Source organism: Lactococcus sp. FSL W8-0209 (genome assembly GCF_038006585.1).
Classification (GTDB): Bacteria; Bacillota; Bacilli; order Lactobacillales; family Streptococcaceae; genus Lactococcus; species Lactococcus lactis.
Window position 1 is genome coordinate 2,060,170 of the sequence record NZ_JBBOVN010000001.1, and the last position, 18,396, is coordinate 2,078,565.

20 protein-coding genes and 1 pseudogene are annotated in these 18,396 nt (G+C 34.1%); 7 read left to right on the forward strand and 14 right to left on the reverse strand.

The features are described 5' to 3' along the window. Positions 1 to 155 precede the first annotated feature (155 nt). The 11 genes and pseudogenes from MKX45_RS10195 to MKX45_RS10245 all read right to left on the reverse strand — a co-directional run bounded on the left by MKX45_RS10195 (position 156) and on the right by MKX45_RS10245 (position 10,805). A pseudogene (locus MKX45_RS10195) lies at positions 156 to 2,365 on the reverse strand (DNA internalization-related competence protein ComEC/Rec2). Next, positions 2,346 to 2,993: a ComEA family DNA-binding protein gene (locus MKX45_RS10200; protein WP_057720187.1), complete on the reverse strand. Its 648-nt coding sequence runs from the start codon at positions 2,991 to 2,993 to the stop codon at positions 2,346 to 2,348. The pseudogene MKX45_RS10195 and the gene MKX45_RS10200 overlap by 20 nt, the downstream one beginning before the upstream one ends. A 59-nt stretch (positions 2,994 to 3,052) precedes the next feature. Continuing rightward, complete coding sequence (locus tag MKX45_RS10205; protein WP_128267522.1) at positions 3,053 to 4,414, reverse strand: ABC transporter permease; 1,362 nt, start codon at positions 4,412 to 4,414, stop codon at positions 3,053 to 3,055. Continuing rightward, entirely contained in the window at positions 4,411 to 5,343 is a 933-nt protein-coding gene (locus MKX45_RS10210) for an ABC transporter ATP-binding protein (RefSeq protein ID WP_015426941.1), read from the reverse strand. The genes MKX45_RS10205 and MKX45_RS10210 overlap by 4 nt, the downstream gene beginning before the upstream one ends. A 104-nt stretch (positions 5,344 to 5,447) precedes the next feature. After that, the gene (locus MKX45_RS10215) at positions 5,448 to 5,846 is read right to left on the reverse strand and encodes a hypothetical protein (protein WP_057720189.1); all 399 of its coding nucleotides are present in this window, start codon (positions 5,844 to 5,846) and stop codon (positions 5,448 to 5,450) included. A 103-nt stretch (positions 5,847 to 5,949) separates the two neighbouring features. After that, positions 5,950 to 6,513 carry a GNAT family N-acetyltransferase gene (locus MKX45_RS10220; protein ID WP_057720190.1) on the reverse strand — a complete coding sequence of 188 codons (564 nt, stop codon included), beginning with the start codon at positions 6,511 to 6,513 and terminating at the stop codon, positions 5,950 to 5,952. A gap of 172 nt (positions 6,514 to 6,685) precedes the next feature. Continuing rightward, positions 6,686 to 7,864, reverse strand: a complete 1,179-nt coding sequence (locus MKX45_RS10225; protein WP_015426943.1) for an SLC13 family permease — start codon at positions 7,862 to 7,864, stop codon at positions 6,686 to 6,688. A 380-nt stretch (positions 7,865 to 8,244) separates the two neighbouring features. Further along, positions 8,245 to 8,901, reverse strand: a complete 657-nt coding sequence (gene tenA / locus MKX45_RS10230) for a thiaminase II (RefSeq protein WP_057720191.1) — start codon at positions 8,899 to 8,901, stop codon at positions 8,245 to 8,247. 35 nt (positions 8,902 to 8,936) lie between these two features. Further along, entirely contained in the window at positions 8,937 to 9,242 is a 306-nt protein-coding gene (locus MKX45_RS10235; protein WP_029344297.1) for a CHY zinc finger protein, read from the reverse strand. A gap of 16 nt (positions 9,243 to 9,258) precedes the next feature. Further along, the gene (locus tag MKX45_RS10240; RefSeq protein WP_057720193.1) at positions 9,259 to 10,230 is read right to left on the reverse strand and encodes a biotin--[acetyl-CoA-carboxylase] ligase; all 972 of its coding nucleotides are present in this window, start codon (positions 10,228 to 10,230) and stop codon (positions 9,259 to 9,261) included. Positions 10,231 to 10,235: 5 nt separating this feature from the next. Further along, positions 10,236 to 10,805, reverse strand: a complete 570-nt coding sequence (locus MKX45_RS10245) for a biotin transporter BioY (protein ID WP_015426947.1) — start codon at positions 10,803 to 10,805, stop codon at positions 10,236 to 10,238. A 143-nt stretch (positions 10,806 to 10,948) separates the two neighbouring features. Between MKX45_RS10245 and MKX45_RS10250 the strand changes: the two genes are divergently transcribed. From MKX45_RS10250 to MKX45_RS10280, 7 genes are read left to right on the forward strand one after another with little or no spacing between them, the layout of a single operon-like run. Next, a complete protein-coding gene (locus tag MKX45_RS10250) occupies positions 10,949 to 12,190 on the forward strand; it encodes an AMP-binding protein (protein WP_057720194.1) in 1,242 nt (413 codons plus the stop codon). After that, positions 12,180 to 13,328, forward strand: a complete 1,149-nt coding sequence (locus tag MKX45_RS10255) for an acetyl-CoA C-acyltransferase (protein ID WP_128267520.1) — start codon at positions 12,180 to 12,182, stop codon at positions 13,326 to 13,328. The genes MKX45_RS10250 and MKX45_RS10255 overlap by 11 nt, the downstream gene beginning before the upstream one ends. Beyond that, the gene (locus tag MKX45_RS10260) at positions 13,325 to 13,675 is read left to right on the forward strand and encodes a hypothetical protein (RefSeq protein WP_057720196.1); all 351 of its coding nucleotides are present in this window, start codon (positions 13,325 to 13,327) and stop codon (positions 13,673 to 13,675) included. Before MKX45_RS10255 ends, MKX45_RS10260 begins: the two co-directional genes overlap by 4 nt. After that, positions 13,650 to 13,943 carry a hypothetical protein gene (locus MKX45_RS10265; RefSeq protein WP_057720197.1) on the forward strand — a complete coding sequence of 98 codons (294 nt, stop codon included), beginning with the start codon at positions 13,650 to 13,652 and terminating at the stop codon, positions 13,941 to 13,943. The genes MKX45_RS10260 and MKX45_RS10265 overlap by 26 nt, the downstream gene beginning before the upstream one ends. Next, a complete protein-coding gene (locus tag MKX45_RS10270) occupies positions 13,940 to 14,131 on the forward strand; it encodes an SDR family NAD(P)-dependent oxidoreductase (RefSeq protein ID WP_340817168.1) in 192 nt (63 codons plus the stop codon). Before MKX45_RS10265 ends, MKX45_RS10270 begins: the two co-directional genes overlap by 4 nt. Next, positions 14,103 to 14,684 (forward strand): SDR family NAD(P)-dependent oxidoreductase, encoded by a 582-nt coding sequence (locus MKX45_RS10275; protein WP_240664825.1) that lies wholly within the window; start codon positions 14,103 to 14,105, stop codon positions 14,682 to 14,684. Before MKX45_RS10270 ends, MKX45_RS10275 begins: the two co-directional genes overlap by 29 nt. A gap of 22 nt (positions 14,685 to 14,706) precedes the next feature. Continuing rightward, entirely contained in the window at positions 14,707 to 15,552 is an 846-nt protein-coding gene (locus MKX45_RS10280; RefSeq protein ID WP_057720198.1) for an NAD(P)H-dependent flavin oxidoreductase, read from the forward strand. Between the two features lie 140 nt (positions 15,553 to 15,692). Here the strand turns inward: MKX45_RS10280 and sufB are convergent, their stop codons facing one another. The 3 genes from sufB to MKX45_RS10295 form a co-directional block, all read right to left on the reverse strand. Continuing rightward, the gene (gene sufB, locus MKX45_RS10285) at positions 15,693 to 17,105 is read right to left on the reverse strand and encodes a Fe-S cluster assembly protein SufB (RefSeq protein ID WP_004255207.1); all 1,413 of its coding nucleotides are present in this window, start codon (positions 17,103 to 17,105) and stop codon (positions 15,693 to 15,695) included. A 233-nt stretch (positions 17,106 to 17,338) separates the two neighbouring features. Further along, positions 17,339 to 17,797 carry a Fe-S cluster assembly sulfur transfer protein SufU gene (gene sufU / locus MKX45_RS10290; protein WP_057720737.1) on the reverse strand — a complete coding sequence of 153 codons (459 nt, stop codon included), beginning with the start codon at positions 17,795 to 17,797 and terminating at the stop codon, positions 17,339 to 17,341. A 115-nt stretch (positions 17,798 to 17,912) separates the two neighbouring features. Further along, positions 17,913 to 18,395 (reverse strand): hypothetical protein, encoded by a 483-nt coding sequence (locus MKX45_RS10295; RefSeq protein WP_095348240.1) that lies wholly within the window; start codon positions 18,393 to 18,395, stop codon positions 17,913 to 17,915. Position 18,396: the final 1 nt, after the last annotated feature.

Sequence of the window (18,396 nt, forward strand, 5' to 3'; positions counted from 1 at the left end):
TTTTCAAAGTGTGCGCTGTGAAGTCATTACTCCATTTTATTTTTGGGGTACATTAGAAATCAAATAATGGTAGTATTTTTACGTTTCTACAGGCCTTCAACGTCTTCTTTATTGTAACATTTTATAGATGTCTTTTGCTCACTTTTTCCTTTCATTTATCTAACTGTTTGGATTCGCCACTGTTGATTGATTTGCATTAATTTAAGCGCTCCCCTTTGATCGGTTCTAAGTATTTTGATTTGGTATTTTTTTAATGTTTCTAGCGTTTCTTGATTGGGATGCCCATATCGATTTTCCTTGCCAACCGAAATGAGGGCAAGTTTGGGATTAATTTCTTTAATAAAGTCAGGGTTTGAACTTGTTTTACTGCCATGATGACCTACTTTTAAGACATCAACTTTCAATTTAGGATAATTCTTGAGCAGTTCTTTTTCTCCTTCTTGTTCTAAATCCCCTGTAAATAGAAATTTTGTATGATAAAAATTTCCATAAGTCACGATAGAATCATTATTATCCCCTTTTCCTGTATAACCATTTGATAAAACTTGTAATGCACTATCAAATATTGGAATTTTATCTCCAACTTTGCTGATGTGAATAGTAACATTTGCTTTCTTCAATTTTTCTACAAAATGATTATTTGTCAATTCACCGGGGCTAACCCAAATTTCTTTTATTTTTATTTTATCATCTAAATTCAAAAAATCTCCAACATGGTCAGCGTCCGTATGCGTCAAAATGAGCTGGTCGATTTGACTCACTCCAACAGATTCAAGATATGGAATGAGTGTTTTTTCAGCATTTGTTTGACTTTGAGGTTTTTGCCACCTTTCTTGCGGAAGGGCTAATCGTCCGCCTGTATCAATCAAAATTGTTTCTTTATTAAATTTATCTTGCAAAAAAATACTATCTCCTTGGCCAATATCAACTGCTGTGATACTGGGGTAAATTAGATTTTTACAAATAAAAAAACTACAAACAATTAGGCCAGCAAAAATTATTTGTCTTCTTTTCTTAAAGAGATTATCAATTAATAATCCGATTAGGAAAAACAAGATTAATAATTCAATTGGCCTAGGATTTCCTAAAACCAAAGGATAATGTAAGGGTAAATCAACCTCATGAATTAGCCATTCTAGAATTTGAAAATATGATTTATATTAAAATTATAGCCAATTAGAGACAAGAGAAAAGTTCCTAATAGTAAAGGCAATAAGATTACATCAAATAAAAAGCCAAAGCCAATCGTCAGTAAAATTGAAAAAGGTTGAAAGATATGAAAATCCAAAATGAGTAAAGGTAAAACACTCAAAGAAATCACTGATGATTCTGTCAGTAATTTTCTTATTCCTTTTAGTTCTGAAAATTTATGACTAATCATTGAAATAACAAAAGCATAAAATAAAGTTAGTTGTCCTCCTGTTGTCAGTAAAAATTTAGGACTGACAATCATCATAAGAAAGGTTGTCACTGCTAGGTTATCTAAAGGATTTAGACGAATATTTTTTTGAAATAATGCTCGTAATACTGAAACCGAAAATCCTGTCATAAATGCATAAAAAATTGAAAAGGGAATTTGCCAAATATTTAATTTTTCTCTCGTTATTCCTAGTCGAAGAATAATTCTACGAAACCAATCAATGAAAAAATTAACTTGCATTCCCGATAAGGCAAAAAGATGAATAATTCCTAATGAACTGTAAATGTCTCCCATTTGATTAAAATCTTTACTTAAAAACCCAAAAAGTAAGCCAGTCATATAATCATTCATTGGCTTTGGAAAATGAGTTTGTGACCAGACAATTGCTTTTCGTCTTAAAACATGGAGGTCAAAAGTGTCGTTTAAAACTATTTTATTAATTTTATCAATCGTAATTTGCTGATAAATATTCTGGCTCGCTAAATACTTTTGATTATCGAATCCATTAAAATTTCTTTGTTTTTCTGGAATTTGAAGGTTTCCTGTGAAACTCAGCTGACAATTTTGACTTAGATTTTGATAAAATTTTTGTTCTTTTTTACTTTTTAGAGTCTCGTAAACTTGATAATTTTGGCCTCTTTCTTTTCCTTGAAAGCTTAATAAATCACCATTAACTTGGATAGTGTCGGGGATCATTGTAATTTTGGAAAGAGTGGTTGGCTGATTTTCACTATTCTTAATCGTATCCATTTTTACTACTAAGAAAAAACTTCCCATAGCTAATAAAAGTGGGATGACTAAATAATATTTTCTATATAAGGCAAGTAAACTTGAAAAAATGAACAAAATGAGACAAAGTAAATTAAAATTGAAGATTAAAAAAAACAAGATGACAGAAAGATAAGCTAAAAATATCAAAGGAATTTTATTCAAAACACAACTCATCTTTCAATTTTTCTAGTGTTTTATCTCCAAAACCAGAAACTTTTCCCAAGTCTTCAAGCGATTTGAAATCACCATTTTTCGTCCGAAAATCGATGATGTCTTGAGCTTTTTTCTGACCAACACCTGTTAATTTTTGTAGTTCAGTCAAATCTGCTTGATTGATATTTATTTTTTCAGTGGTTGTTGAGACTTGACTAGTGACCGAATTAGCAGAGCTGTCAGTATTTTCTGTGCTTGAATTTTCACCAATTTTTGGGACATAAATTACTTCTTCATCTTTTAATTTTGCTGACAGATTAATTGATTTCTGGTCAGCTTGGTCAGTAAAACCACCAGCTTCTTTAATTAGATCAACTAGACGTTCATCTGACGAAATTTGATAGACATTAGGTTTTGCCACCGCACCTTTTAAATCAACCATAATTTTACTGACAGATTTTTCATTAGGTTCACTAAATTTACTGACAGAGCTTTGCCTGCTGACAGAACTTAAATTTTCTACTGACAGATTTGTAGTTGGCTTTTGACCGTTGGTTAAAACGTAAAAAATCCCACCAGCAATGAGCCCACAAACAACTAAAACAATCATTTTCCAATATTCTTTTACTTTTTCTAAAATCTTATCCATACTTTTATATACGAAAAAACTCTTGGAAAGTTTCCAAGAGTTGAATTATAAAATATTTTTTATTTAAAGATGAATCGATAAGCCAAAATTATTAGAATGATAATGATGACAAGAGCCAGACGCAATGGAGAATTTCTCCGCCATGGATTTTTCTTTTCACCATTTTCACTGACCAGTCTGTCAGTTGTTTTTTTCTTTGAATTTCGACCTGTCAGTCCTTTAAAAAGTTGACTCATAATTTTTTCGTCGCTGTAAGAAAGAACATTTCGCGCATAAATTTTCTCACCCGCTTTTGCTATGGCAAGTGTTGCTAAAAGTTGTAATCCAAGAGCAATCCAGGCTTCTGTCGTTGTTGAATATTGAATAGCCAGTCGGCTAGTCATCAATGTTGGACTGATAAATGGAATAAAACTAAGAACTTTCAAAACAATATTCCCCGGAACAGTCGAGCCAGCAATTCCCCCAATATAACCAATCATCGCTAAAAAGGCAATTGGCTGAGTAGCTTGTTGCACCTGAGCTTGTTCATTAACCAGAGATGCCACAATTGACGCGAGAATTAAATAACCTAAAATCCCAATTAAAGACATGGCTACCAAATAAATTCCGAAACCGAAAGTAATCCCTGAAAGCATGGCACCAATTGCTTTAATCTGATCTAAATTTTTGATAAAAGGATAAGCAATCCCAAAACCAAGCACATAAATTCCAAGCTGAGTCGCTAATAGTAGAATTACACCAATAATTTTCCCATAATACTGTACGTTTGAGCTAGTGGCCGCGAGTAACGTCTCCATAATTCGACTAGATTTTTCGTTACCAATTTCCTGTCCGATAATTCCCACATACATCATCATCAATGTGAAAATTAAAATCGAGGCAATGGAGCCAATTGCGATATTCGCGCCAGTCTGTCCATCACCTGTTGACTTTTGTCCAGAACTTGTTTGTGTTTTCATTGTAAACTTAGCTGGACTAAGAAGTTCTTTAACATCGGCGGCTGACAGATTGAGACGTTGTGCTATTTTTGAAATATTCACTTGAGTCAGCGCAGTTTGAAAACTTGATTGGTCAAATTTGACACTCGATTTATTATCAGTGACAATGGTATAAGCTCCATTATCTTCGGTTAAAAATCCATCAATTTTTCCGGAAGAAAGGTCTTTTTTAGCGTCATCTAAAGAAGACCCGTTACGAATATCTGCTTTTAAAGTGTCATTTTTAGAAAGAATCTGAGTTAGAGCAGGATTATCGACTACAGCCATTTTTGGACTTTGATTAGCCCCGCTACTGATGACTAAACCGATAATTAAATAAATCGCTCCTAGCAAAAATGGTGAAAGGACAAGTGCCCAAAAGCCCACTCCTTTGACACGACTTCGGTAAATATTTTTTGCAACAAGCCAAGTTTGATTTTTCATTTTATTTCCTCACTTCTTGCACTTAAATTTTCTTGATTGTTCTCAGCTGCTTCCATTCGGAAAATTTCATCTAGTGACGGTGGAGACTGAACAAATGCTTGAACATAGCCATCTTTAGCCACTTTTTGGAAAATTTCACGTCCAACTTCTGCCTCAGATATTTTTATTGAACGACCACTTCCTCTTTTTTCAATTGATTCAACTCCTGTAATTACAGAGAGCTCTTCATTGGGCAGATCAGACTCCAAATAAATACGGGTACGCCCATAAGAATCTCGAATGGCTTCAACCGTTCCATTTAAAATTGTTTGACCGCCTTTTAGCATTAACAAATGGTCAGATAAAAGCTCAACATCACTCATATTATGGTTGGAGAAAATAACCGCCGCTCCCTTATCACGACTCCGTTTAATCTCATTTCGCAAGAGTTCTGTATTCACTGGGTCAAGCCCTGTAAATGGCTCATCCAAAATTAAAAATTCAGGCTCATGAATCAAAGTGGCAATGAATTGAATTTTTTGGGCATTCCCTTTAGAGAGGGTTTGAACTTTGTCAGTTGGTTTACCAACGACCTCTAAACGTTTCATCCAGTCTTGTAGCTTTATCCGGGCATCTGCTCGTTTCATTCCATGGAGTTCCGCAAAATAAAGAATTTGGTCTTCAACTGTCATCTTTTGATAAAGACCACGTTCTTCAGGTAAGAAACCAATTTTTTGCTTGATTTCTTGCGTAATCGGTCCATCTTGCCAAGTAATTTTTCCTTGGTCAGCTGATATAAAATTAAGAATCATCCGAAAAGTCGTTGTTTTCCCAGCACCATTTTGACCAATTAAGCCCATAACTTCACCTGGTTTAACAACCATATTGAGATTATCAACAGCGATTTTATCACCAAAGCTTTTTCGAACTTTGTCAATCTTTAATGTCATAATTTTCCTTACTCTTCCTTTTTTTCTAATTATATCATTTTATTTTCACTTTTAACCTCCTTTTCCCTCTTAGGTATGACAAAAAATGTCTTAATTTTGTCATTTTAATTTTCTTTCTTCATTTGACCTCTAAATCCTAAAAAACTTAGGCTCAAAAGGAGCATGCTTGCAAAAAAAGCAGGTCCAGCAGAACTAAAACTACTCATACCCCACAGCCATCCTTGACCCTGAGCTAAATAAACTCCTGTGTTGATTAGGTCAATTAGAAAAACTAAACTCAGAATGAGCCATAAAACTTTTAGAGTTTTCATTTTTCGAGATTTTATCCCCAGATGCCAAATCCAAAAAGCAGCAAAAGTAAAGATTAAACTTCCAAAAAGATAAATGAGCTCGACGGATTGAAGCCAGTAAAAATGCCGACTCTCAAGGGTAAAACCAATAACTGTCAATAGTCCTGCAAAAATCAGGACGGGGATAAAAATGGACCAGATAAATTTGTTCATTTTTTCTTCCTTTCTACTTTTAATTTATTTAATTTTATTTTAATATTTTTCTTACCAAACACAAAATGTTTTACTTTTTCAATAAAATAATAAAAAATCTTGACTAATTAGCCAAGATTTTTTCTAGTTCATTCTCTGACAAATCTGTCAGTAATTTTATCGCAGAAACTTTATCAGTAGTTTGGAGAGAGCGTTCTAACCAAACAATACCATACCATTGTTCAAACTTATAACCCGCTTTTGGAAAAAGTCCAATTTGTTCAAAACCAAATTTTTTATGAAATGCAACACTTGCCGGATTTGGATAGGTAATACAAGCATAAGCACGCTGATAATTAAATGCCGATAAAGCTGTCAGTAACTTTTGATAAAGGGCACTACCAGCGCCATGTTGCCGTTCATTTTCATCTAAATAAATTGATAATTCAACCACCCAATCATAAGCTGCCCGTTCTCGATAAGCGCCAGCATAAGCATAACCAATGATTTTGTCATTTTCAATCGCCACAATATAAGGATAGCGACTTCCTATTTTTTCAATTCGCTTTTCAAATTCTGCAATCGTTGGGACTTCATACTCAAAAGTAATGGCAGTTTTTTCAACATAAGGTTTATAAATTTCTAAAAGTCTTTTAGCATCAGACTTTTTCGCTAATCTAAACTCCATTTCCTTCTCCTTTACATTTTTAACTATTATACACCATTTATTAATTACTGACAGAAATTTCTACACATTTTTATTTAACATTTTTTTATCAGAGATAAATAAAAAATTACTGACAGCCCTGTCAGTAAAAATTTTCCATAATAAAAAAGCTGGATGCTCCAACTTTTACATCTTAACCAACAATTGTCACAATAACTAAACCAATCAAAGTTAGAATCACAACAAATCCTGCATTTACAATTGTAAAATATTTTACAAATCCTCGCGTTTCACCACGCGCATTCATTCTAATAACTTTGTAAGCAATCAGCGTTGCCATTGACGAAACAATTGTACCAATTCCCCCAATATCAGCTCCAAGCACCAAAGAAGCAGCATGAGGAGTGAACGGAGAAATCAAAATTGGGGCCGCGATATTAGAGATAAATTGACTCATAATCACAGTTCCTAAAAAAGAAGCCTGCGGTCCAACTAAAGTATTACTGATAAAATCAGTCAACACACTGATATTAGCAATATTTCCTACAATCAAAAAGAAAAAGATAAATGTAAATAAAAGATGATAATCAATTCCTTTAAAAAGTCTCGGACGATAAATTAACACAACTAAAGCAACAATTGCTCCAGCAAGATAAAAATTCACATAGCCAAAAACAGAAGCTGCCATCAACAACATCAAAACAACAAAAATAGAAGTTTCAACTTTATTAAATTGCGTCACTTTAGTTTCAATCACCAAAGGCTCATTATCAATGAATTGACAAGCAATCATCAAAATCAATAAACCCAAAATCCATAAAGCGCCTGTTCCTTTAAAAAAGTCCAAATTAGTTAAAGCGACACCACCATGATGTGCTGCTACTTTATAAAAAGAATACAAATAAAGATTATGCGGATTACCTTGCGGAAGTAAGGCAGAACCAATGTGACAGGCCGGAACAATCAATGCTGCTCCAATATAAACTGACTTTCGGTTTTTAATTTCTTTAGTAATCGCTAAATAGAGCGGTAAAACCGTCAAAATTGTTAAATCATTTGTAAAAAAAACGGCTAAAAAGAAGGTAAGTAGCGTCGTAAATCGAACGAGCTGACGCGTTGTTGTACTTCTTTTGACTAAGGATTGTCCCAAATACTGTAACAAACCTGTTTCTTTAAAACCACCAATTACAAGCATCAAACCTGAAACCGTAACGATGACGTGATAATTAAAGAAACGCGTTGTCACTCCACCCAAACTAATGGCAATAATTGCAATAATAAACGAAATCAGAAAAACTTTGTCCACTAGAAACCAATTTTTAATAGCCGTCCATACTTTTTGGGATTCGCGCTGAGTAGCTGAATGTTCCACTACTTCTCCTAACTAGCATATAAAATTTTGCACCACAATAAATTATAACATCTAAAGATGACAGTGACAAGCTTTTTCTCATATAAAAGTAAATTAATTTCAAAGGGACTTTTTCAAGTAGAAAATACATTTATTATCTATAGATTCCATATAAAATTTCATCAAAAAAATCCCCCTGACTAGGAGGGATTTGAAAGAAATTAAGCTACTCGCTATAGCTTATTTACGTAACCATGACTTTTAGGTAAACGCTTTCCTATAAGGATAAATATATTTTATCATTTTGTGTATCCGTTTGCAAGAATTAACTGAAATAGATTTAATCTTTTTTTATATTAGAAGTCATATAAGACTTTTTTACTTTTACAGAAAAATTTCAACTACCATTTTTCTAAGACCAAAGCCATTTCCCAAAAATCAGCCTCCATTTTACTACTAATCAGAAAAGCCTCAATCATCTGTTCTTGCTCTTGTTCATCACTTTCTTGATAAAGCCGATTAATAATATCACACTCTTTTGCGATTTGGACGGTAGCTTCTTCACTCGCATAGGTTTCAATCCATTTTTGATACAAAGGATTGGGCGACCCCACTTCAATTAATCGTAAACCAATTTCATGATAAAGCCAAGCACAAGGCAACATTCCCGCAATTGCACTATTAACAGTGCCATCAATAAGCTGACGATACATATGAGAAACATAATGATAAGCAGTGGGAGCAACCGGCGTTTCTAAAATTTCTCGTTCACCAATCTCTAATTCTTTAAAAAATCCCTCGCGAACAAAAATCTCTCCATTTTTTAGTTCTTCGGCATTTAATCTTAAATGTGCTTGAATCTCTTCACTATCAGATTTCTCGGCAATAAGAAAATATAACTTACTAAAATGTTCGAGATAATAGCGGTCTTGCAACAAATAATAGCGAAAAACCTCAGGAGCTAATTCTCCACTCACTAATCCTTGAATAAAAGGATGCTCAAAACTTCTTTCCCAAAATATTGATGATTTTTCTCTTGCTAATTCAGTAAATAACATTTCATTTCTTCCTTCATAATATTAAAAGCATATGCCTATTCTTTAAAATAAACTTGCCAATGTCGATGGCAATTTGGATTAAAAGCGGAGCTGCACTTGATACACTCTCCTCGCGAATAATCATTAAAATTTAATTTTGTTCCACAATGGCCACAAAGTACTGGAAAGTCTTCTTTATCAGTAGCCCTAAATAAATGATTCTCTAATTCATCGTGACAATGATAACAAGAAAAATACTTTTCACAATCTGAACATTTTAGGGCGACAATATCATTTTCTTGGTGATAATGAGTACACCTGCCTTCTTCATCTATCACTTTCCCCCAGATTTTTTCTCGCAATAAAATTCACCTTTCATTACCAATCAACTTTCACAACTTCGCCACTTTTAAAAGTTTGTAATTCTCCTGATTTTGCTTTTAAAATCAAGCTTCCGTCATCAGAAATTCCTTCTACTTGTCCATTAACAGCTTTTGTTCCCAATTTTAAAGTCACATTTTTACCAAACAACAATGACCTCTTGCGATACTCATCAATTAAATCTGGCTGTCTATAATTTGCGAAATTATTTATCACTTCTTTAGCCATTTCTGCTAAAAGCTGATTTCTGTCTATCTTAAACTCAGGATTTATTCCCTGAGCCTTTTCGGATAAATCTGCTGGAAAATCTTTTGTTGACAGATTTAAGCCAATTCCCATAATGAAATTTCCAGCAGAGCTTGATTCTAAATCTAAAGCAGCTTCAGTGATAATTCCGCCAACTTTATAGGTTCCCAAATAAATATCATTAACCCATTTGAGTTGAAAGTTTTTATCTTTATAAAATTGTTCAAGGACCTTGACAACGGCCACTGCCGTACTTGTCGTCAATAATCCTATTTTCAAAATATCATGACTGGGGTTGGGTAAAATAAGACTAAAATATAATCCAGTATCACTTGGAGAATAGAAATTTCGGCCACGCCGACCGTGTCCCTCCGTTTGATTATTTGCAACAAAAATAAGAGGTTGTTTGACCTCATGTGAAGACAAATATTGCTTCGCTAACTCTTGCGTAGAAGTCACCTCATCAAAAACAAAAATTTTATCTTCAAATTTCATTCCACTATAAAAATTTATCGTATCTTCATCTAATGAATCATTTCCAACATACTTATAGCCCAAATTTTTACGACTTTCGATTTGATTGCCCTTGCGCTTTAAAGTATTAATTGCTTTCCAGATACTTTCTCGACTAAGTTTTAGCTCCTCACCTAATTCATCACCCGAAACCCAGTTTCCTTTTTGTTGAAGAAGTTTTAACAAGACAAATTGTTTTGTTGTTCGCATAATTATCACTTTCTAAAATACATTTCAAAGCCTCCTTCTTTTCTAAGACGTCGCACGATAAGAACAGTCAAAATGGCTTTGATACAATCACCAGGAATAAAAACTAAATTAGAAATCAACGAAGTAATTAATGGAATATTAGATTGAATAGATAGCCAGATTGCTCCGACTAGATCAACAAAAATAACTCCAAACACTAAAACAATGATTAATTCTCCAATCCAATTCTTTGAAGCTGTAATTTGCAATTTCTTAAGGAAAAAACCTATTAAAAATGGTGTAAAAAGCCAAGCCATTCGGTAGCCTCCCGAAGGCCCTAAAAAGCTCGCTGCTCCGCCATTTCCACCCGTTAAAACAGGTAAGCCAATTAAAGCTAAAATAAGAAATGCTCCTACCGAAATTGTACCATATTTGGGGCCAAGAAGTCCCCCAGCCATCATTATTCCCATATTTTGCAAGATAATTGGGACAGGAATAAAACCAATTGGTATTCCTGGTAAAAATCCTAGAATAATAATAAATGCAGTCATAAAGGCTGAATACGTTAATGTTTTGACTTTTTGATTCTTAGTCATATTTGCTACTCCTGATTTTATATTTTACAATAAAAGAATTTTTTATTATACTGATATCATATCAAATAGTAACCCTAAAATCAAATTTAGGTTAACTATTAATTTTATTGTTTGCTTTTTATTCACACAAAGGAAAATTTTAGATGGAAAAAAATAAATTTAATTTTTCAAAACTGACCGCACTTTTTACTGATTATCCAGCTCTTAAAATAGACGAAACTTCCTATAGCTACCAACAAATCAATGATTTAATACAAAGAAAATTAACAGATTATAGCCACTCCTCTAAAACTGTTATTACTCTAATAAATGATAGTCCCTTGAATTTTATTATTGATTTTCTCGCAATTATCGAAAGTGGAAATTACCCACTTGTCGTGGATAAATCTTTTAAGAAAAAGTCTTTTGAATTCGGACTTATCCCTGAGGATACTTTGTTCTTAGCAAGCACATCTGGGACAACTGGACAGCCCAAAATCTATTATCGTAACTGGGAATCTTGGAAAATGGGTTTTGAAGTTTGTGATGATTTATTTCATTTGAGCAAATCACAAGCTCTTGCAACTACTAGCCCACTCACTACTTCATTAGGACTTCACACACTCATGTGTGCTTTATATTTAGGAAAAACCTTCCTAGCAATTACAAATCCTTCACAATTTATAAATATTAAGGAAAGCTATGTTCTCTTTACCGTCCCAACCTACCTCTTAAATAACCTCAATGAATTATTTGCTTTAACTTCTCCAGAGATTATTTTTTTAGGTGGAGGAACACTGAGCCCAGAGGCGATTAATAAAGTAAGAAAAAAACTTCCGCAAACTCAAATGATTGAGTTTTATGGAAGCTCTGAAACAAGTTTTATTTCATGGCAAGTAGTTAATGATGGTAAAAAAACATCATCTGTAGGAAAACTCTTTCCACACGTAGAGCTCACTTTAGGACCAAAATATCGTCTTACAGTTAAAAGTCCTTATTTATTTTCTGGCTATCTTAATCAACCTTATCCACAATCATGGACAACTGATGATTTAGGAACCTTAAAAAATAATCATCTTTATTTATTTGGACGTCGGTCTGACATTATCGAACATGGTGCAAATAAAATTTTTCCAGAAGAAATTGAGCGTATGGCAAAAGATTTATGTGAAGACTGCATCGCTTTTGGAGTTTTTGATGAAAGATATAGTCAAAAAATTGCTCTACTACTCTTAAACCCTATCGAGAAAGAGAAATTAATCAAAATACTAGCTCAAAGACTTCCTAAATACAAACTTCCTCAGATATATTTAGAAACTCCTACTCTTAATTTTACTAAAAATCAAAAAATATCCAGAAAAGAATTAGAAAAAGAATATTTTAGAGGTGTCTATCATGAGCTTTAAAAATCCCGTCGGTATCATAGCAGCAAACCGTTTACCTATAGGAAAAATCAATGGTTTTTATAAAAAAATTTCTCCTGAAACTTTATATCAAAGTCTAATTAAACAACAGTTTAATAAAAATCCACTTCTCAAAAAAGCTGATATTGACTATATTATTTTGGGAAATGTGACTAATCAAGGAGGAAATTTAGCTCGACGTTGTGCCTTAAAAGCAGGATTTTCTAGCCAGGTCCCAGCTTTTACAATTGACCAGCAGTGCGGTTCTGGACTGACAGCTATGATTAGCTCTGCAAACTACATTATTTCTGGTGAAGCTTCCATTATTTGTACAGGAGGGGTAGAAAGCACATCTCAAGCCAATATTATGCTTGATTCAGAGAGTTATCAGCCGATTAAACGATTTAAAATGGCTCCTGAACCCTATGAAGATTTCGACATGGGAACAATTGCCGATATGACAGCCCTAAAATACAATATTCCTCGTAGTGTTCAAGACCTTTACGCTCTAAATAGTCATAAAAAAGCGACTCAAGCTATTGAAGGAAAACTTTTAGAAAATGAAGTTTTTCCCTATCAAGATGAAGGATTTACAATAAGTAGCGATCAAACTGTTCGTCCTAAATCCTCAATGGAAGCTTTGAGCAAATTAACCCCTGCTTTTACCACTAACGGAACAGCCTCTGCTGGAAACTCTTGCCCAATAAACGATGGTGCTTCTTCAATCATATTGTCATCCACTAATAATCCTTTTGATTTTCAAGGCTATTATTTAGGACAAACAACTATTGCTTTATCTCCATCAGATTTCTTATTAGGCCCAATAAAAGCAACTGAAAAACTTTTACAGAAATTTAACCTTAAACTTAATGATATTGAGGCTATCGAATTAAATGAAGCCTTTGCCAGTCAGGCCATTTTATTCCAAAATTATTTTAAGCTTGATGATATAAAATTAAATGCTTATGGTGGTGCCCTTGCATTTGGTCATCCTTACGGTGCAACTGGTGGCATTCTAATTTCTCGACTCTTAAATCGCCTAAACCAAGTGCAAAAACCATGTCTTGGCATCGCAACTTTGTGCGTAGCTGGAGGTATGGGAATCAGTATACTGATAGGTAATCACTGGTATCAAAAATGATTTTAATCGCTCAAAAAAGTCTTCCAAGACATTTTAAATTAGAGGGCCAAAAAAATTTTCTCTCCTTACTTCCACAATTGTGGCAAGAATTAGAAGGAATTCCCCACAGTCTTAAAAATGGAGAAAATTGGTTACTATCCGAAGAAATTATTCGTTATCCATCTTCTAATTATTCATTTGATAAACTGAAACTTTATTTACTAAGTGAACACATCACTCGTCATTCAAAAAAATATATAATCAATCTAAGTCTTGAAATAACTAGCAATACAAAGTTATTGGCACAAATTAACCTAAGTCTATTATCTGAGGATTCCTGGAATGAAATTATACAAAAAAATCAATGAGGCTGATTTAATTGATTATCTTCAATCAGTTAAAGATACCAATTCTTTACACTACGGTAAAAATCCCATTATACCTGGAAATTTTTTATTATTTATTTTAGAAGAGATGTATCAAGAGTTCTATTCTGTGCCTTTATCATACTTAAAAGCAAATTTCTGCTCACCAGCTTATTTGAATGAACGCTTTTGTTTTATATTTAATCAAAACGCTTTTCAAATTACTGACAGAAATCAAACATTAATCCTAAAAGGAGAATGGAAGCAATGAACAAACGAACAATTTTGATTACTGGTGCAACAAGGGGAATCGGCTGGGCAATTGCTCAGAAAGCTGCTCAAGCCAATCACAAAGTCATTTTAACTGGCCGTGACCCACTTAGTTTAAAAAGTAGAGCTGAAGAATTGAAAAAAATTTCCCAAAACAGAAATCCAAGCTTTTCCACTAGATGTTTCTAATCGCTCTAGCGTTGCTAATGCAGCCAAATTAATAAAGGATATTGATATTCTAATTAATAATGCTGGAATTACTGCTGATAGTACTTTTAAGAAAATGAGCCCAGAAATTTGGGATGAAGTCATTTCTGTCAATTTGACTGGTGTATTTAATAGTACTCACGCTTTGCTTGATAAAATCAATCAAGGCGGACAAATCATTACACTAACTTCAAAATCAGCTTTATTTGGTAACTTTGGGCAAGCAAACTACGCGGCGTCCAAAGCCGGCATCATTGCTTTTACGAAAACACTAGCTAAAGAATTGAAAAAAAGTATGATACGAGTAAATTCTGTTTCCCCTGCCGCCGTAACTGATATGACTCTACCAGTATTAAAAAGTTTAAAAGAAACTTATGGTCAGAATATCCCTGATGAATGGAAAATGGGTTCAAGCTCTGATGTCGCTAATTTTATTATTAATGATTTAATTGAAAGCGAAATGACAGGCAAAATTTTTTCCGTTAATGGCTCTGAGATTGGCTATTGGCAGGAACCTACATTTCATAAACTTTAATAAAATATAGAAAGAGAATGAAATGACTTGGTATCGCGAATTAGGAATAAAATATCCTCTTTTTCAAGGTGGAATGGCTTGGGCTTCTAATGCTGAATTAGTAGCTGCTGTTTCAAACAATGGAGCTTTGGGAATTATTGGTAGTGGCGGACGGACAGCAAATGAGCTGAGAAGAATGATAAGAAAAACAAAAAGTCTCACTTCACAGCCTTTTGGTGTTAATTTAATGTTACTCGATAAAAATATCAAGCAACTTTTAGAAGTGATTTGTGAAGAAAAAATATCAGTAGTGACAACTGGTGCAGGGAGTCCTAAAGAAATTATTGATACTATAATTGCTAATAATATCAAACTTTTCCCTGTGGTTCCCAATAAAGAAATTGCTCTAAAAATGTTAAATCTTCCTATCTCCGGAATCATCGTAGAAGGAAATGAAGCAGGAGGTCACGTGGGTAGCCAAAACTTGGCCTCACTTCTCAAAGAAATTGCTCCAATCTGTCCCTTACCGCTCATCGCTGCTGGTGGAATTTATGATCACCATACTGCTTCTTTGGCTAATATTTTAGGTGCAAATGGAGTACAAGTTGGCACCGCCTTTTTATTGGCAAAAGAATGTCAAATTTCACCAATTTACCAAGAATTAATCTGCAAAAGTGAAGAAAATGGAACAAGTTTAATCTCAGATAAGAATGGCCATCTGACCAGACTATTAAATATCTCATCAGAATATCCTTTAAATAAATCATTGAAAGCCGCAGTAGAAAAAGGTGATTTAATCAATGGTGCATTTATGGCTGGTAGCTCTTCTGCTTATCTTGAAAAAATTGAGCCTGTTGAAACTATTATTCAACGAATTATGAAAAAATAAAATTTAGATTAATCCTCTTTATTATTTAAAGTGATTCTATCAGAGTTTTCATTGTACCTATTTTCTCTAATATCACAAACTAAGTAAGATATAAATCATAAAAAAATACTCCCCAAAATCAAGGGAGCAGATTTTTTATTTTACCCAATAGAACCCTCCATTGAATAAGAAATCAAACGATTTAATTCAACAGCGTATTCCATTGGCAATTCTTTGGTAAAGGGTTCAATAAAGCCCATGACAATCATGTCAGTTGCTTCTTTTTCTGTAAGTCCACGACTCATCAAATAATAGAGTTGTTCTTCTGAAATTTTTGACACTTTCGCCTCGTGTTCCAAGGCAACTTGTGAATTATGAATCTCATTGAATGGTACGGTATCTGATTTTGATAAATCATCCATCAAAATTGTGTCACATTCAATATGAGAAGCGGATTTTTTAGAATTTTTTCCAAAAGTAACTTGTCCACGGTAATTGACTGCTCCACCATTTTTGGCAATAGACTTAGAAATGATTGAACTTGAAGTATTTGGTGCGTTATGAATCATTTTAGCACCTGTGTCTTGATTTTGGTTTGCTCCAGCAAAAGCGATTGAAAGCATTGTTCCCCGCGCTCCTGGTCCATTCAAATGAACGGCTGGGTATTTCATGGATACTTTTGAACCTAAGTTTCCGTCAATCCATTCAACCGTCGCATTTTTTTCTGCAGCAGCACGTTTGGTAACCAGATTATAGACGTTATCTGACCAGTTTTGAATAGTAGAGTAGCGCATATAACCACCCTCTTCAACAAAGATTTCAACCACTGCTGCATGAAGTGAACTTGCAGAGTAAGTTGGTGCAGTACATCCTTCAACGTACTGAATAGACGCCCCTTCTTCAACAATAATCAATGTCCGCTCAAACTGTCCTGATTTTTCGTTGTTAATACGGAAATAGGCTTGAATCGGAATCTCACATTTGACTCCTTTAGGAACATAGACAAATGACCCACCAGACCAAACGGCAGAATTTAAGGCCGCCAATTTGTTATCCGTTGGTGGCACCAGTTTACTGAAATATTTTTTGAAAATTTCTGGATAGTCACGTAATCCTGAATCAGTGTCAGTGAAAATAATTCCTAATTTTTCAAATTCATCTTTCATATTATGGTAAACAACTTCTGATTCATATTGAGCAGAAGCTCCTGCCAAATATGAACGTTCAGCTTCTGGAATACCAATTTTTTCAAAAGTGTCTTTGATTTCTTGAGGAACGTCTTCCCAAGAACGCGCAGCTTTTGCTGATGGTTTTTGATAATAAACAATATCATTAAAATCAATACCAGAAAGATCTGGGCCCCATTTTGGCATGTCCAATTTTTTAAAAGCTTCAAAAGATTTCAGACGAAACTCTAACATCCACTCAGGTTCATTTTTTGTTTCAGAAATTTCGCGAATGACTTCTTCGGTCAAACCTAAACCTGTTGTGAATTCAAGTTCTGCATTATCGTGAAATCCAAATTTATATTCTTCGAGGTCTTTGACGACTTCTTGTGTACTATTTTCTGTCATTTTTCTTCCTCTTTGGCATATTTATTACTGACAGACTTGTCAGCTTTGCTGACAAATCCTTTATCCATTGATAAAAAGCTCAATTCAATCGCTTTTTACTGACAGACTTTCCAGCTTTGCTGACAAGTCCTTCATTCATTGGCAAAAAACTCTTTTCAGTCGCTACTGACAGGCTCCTCAGTTTTACTGACGAGTTTTTATTTACTGATAAAAAATCTGTCAGTAACTTTTAGCTATTCGCCATGAATTACTGTTTCTTGTGCTTCACCAACATCAATGGCTTTTTTTAGGGCATTCCAAGCCAGAGTGGAACATTTTACTCGAGCTGGAAATTTACTAACCCCTGCAAGAAACTGAGCATCCCCAAGTTCTTCTTGTCGTTCGTCAGTTCCACCAGTCACCATTGCTGAAAAAATAGTTGCCAGCTCTTTTGCTTCTTCTTTTGTTTTTCCAAGAACAGCAACGGTCATCATTGAAGCTGAAGCTGTTGAGATTGTGCAGCCATGACCGCTAAAAGCAATGTTTGAAATGACATCATTTTCAAATTCAACAGTCAGGCGAATCACATCACCACAGGTTGGATTGTTGAGGTCAACCATACATCCTGTCTGTAATTCTCCAGCATGACGTGGATTTGATGAGTGGTCAAGAATTACTGCACGATATAGATTATCTAATTTAGATAAAGCCACATTTTCACACTTTCTTTATTTTAATATTGATAAAAATAAATTCTAAAAGTTACTGACAGCCTTCTTTAATGACTTATAAAATTTCTGTCAGTAACTTTTTGATTATTCTTGTTCTCTAATCATCCGTTTTTATTCCATTTTTACGAATATAACGAAGGACGAGATTTGCTGCAATTACCACAGCTAAAATGATGATGATAAATAGAATGAGTAAGTCAATCGAACCCTGAACGAGTGAACGAAATAGGCTTAGTCCTCCTGAGGCATAGATAAATCCCCAAGCTAAGTAACCTGGAATCGCAGCCAATGTGTATTTATACCAAGACCAATTTGTTAGACCAGCGCCAAATTGAACAGCAGTTTGAAAACCGACTGTTAAAAAAGACAGAGGAATAATTGGCCAACCCATTTTTTGAATGGCTAAAATTCCAGCGGAAGTCTCTGAATTTTTCTCAAGTTTTTTGCCCCACTTCGTTTTCAAAATTCCATGATAACTCAATTTTCCTAACCAAAAAGTACATTGAGCTCTAAAGAAAACAACAACAAATAGAAATGTGGTTGCCAACCAAAGTGGGAGGGAGGCGACCCAATTAAGCATA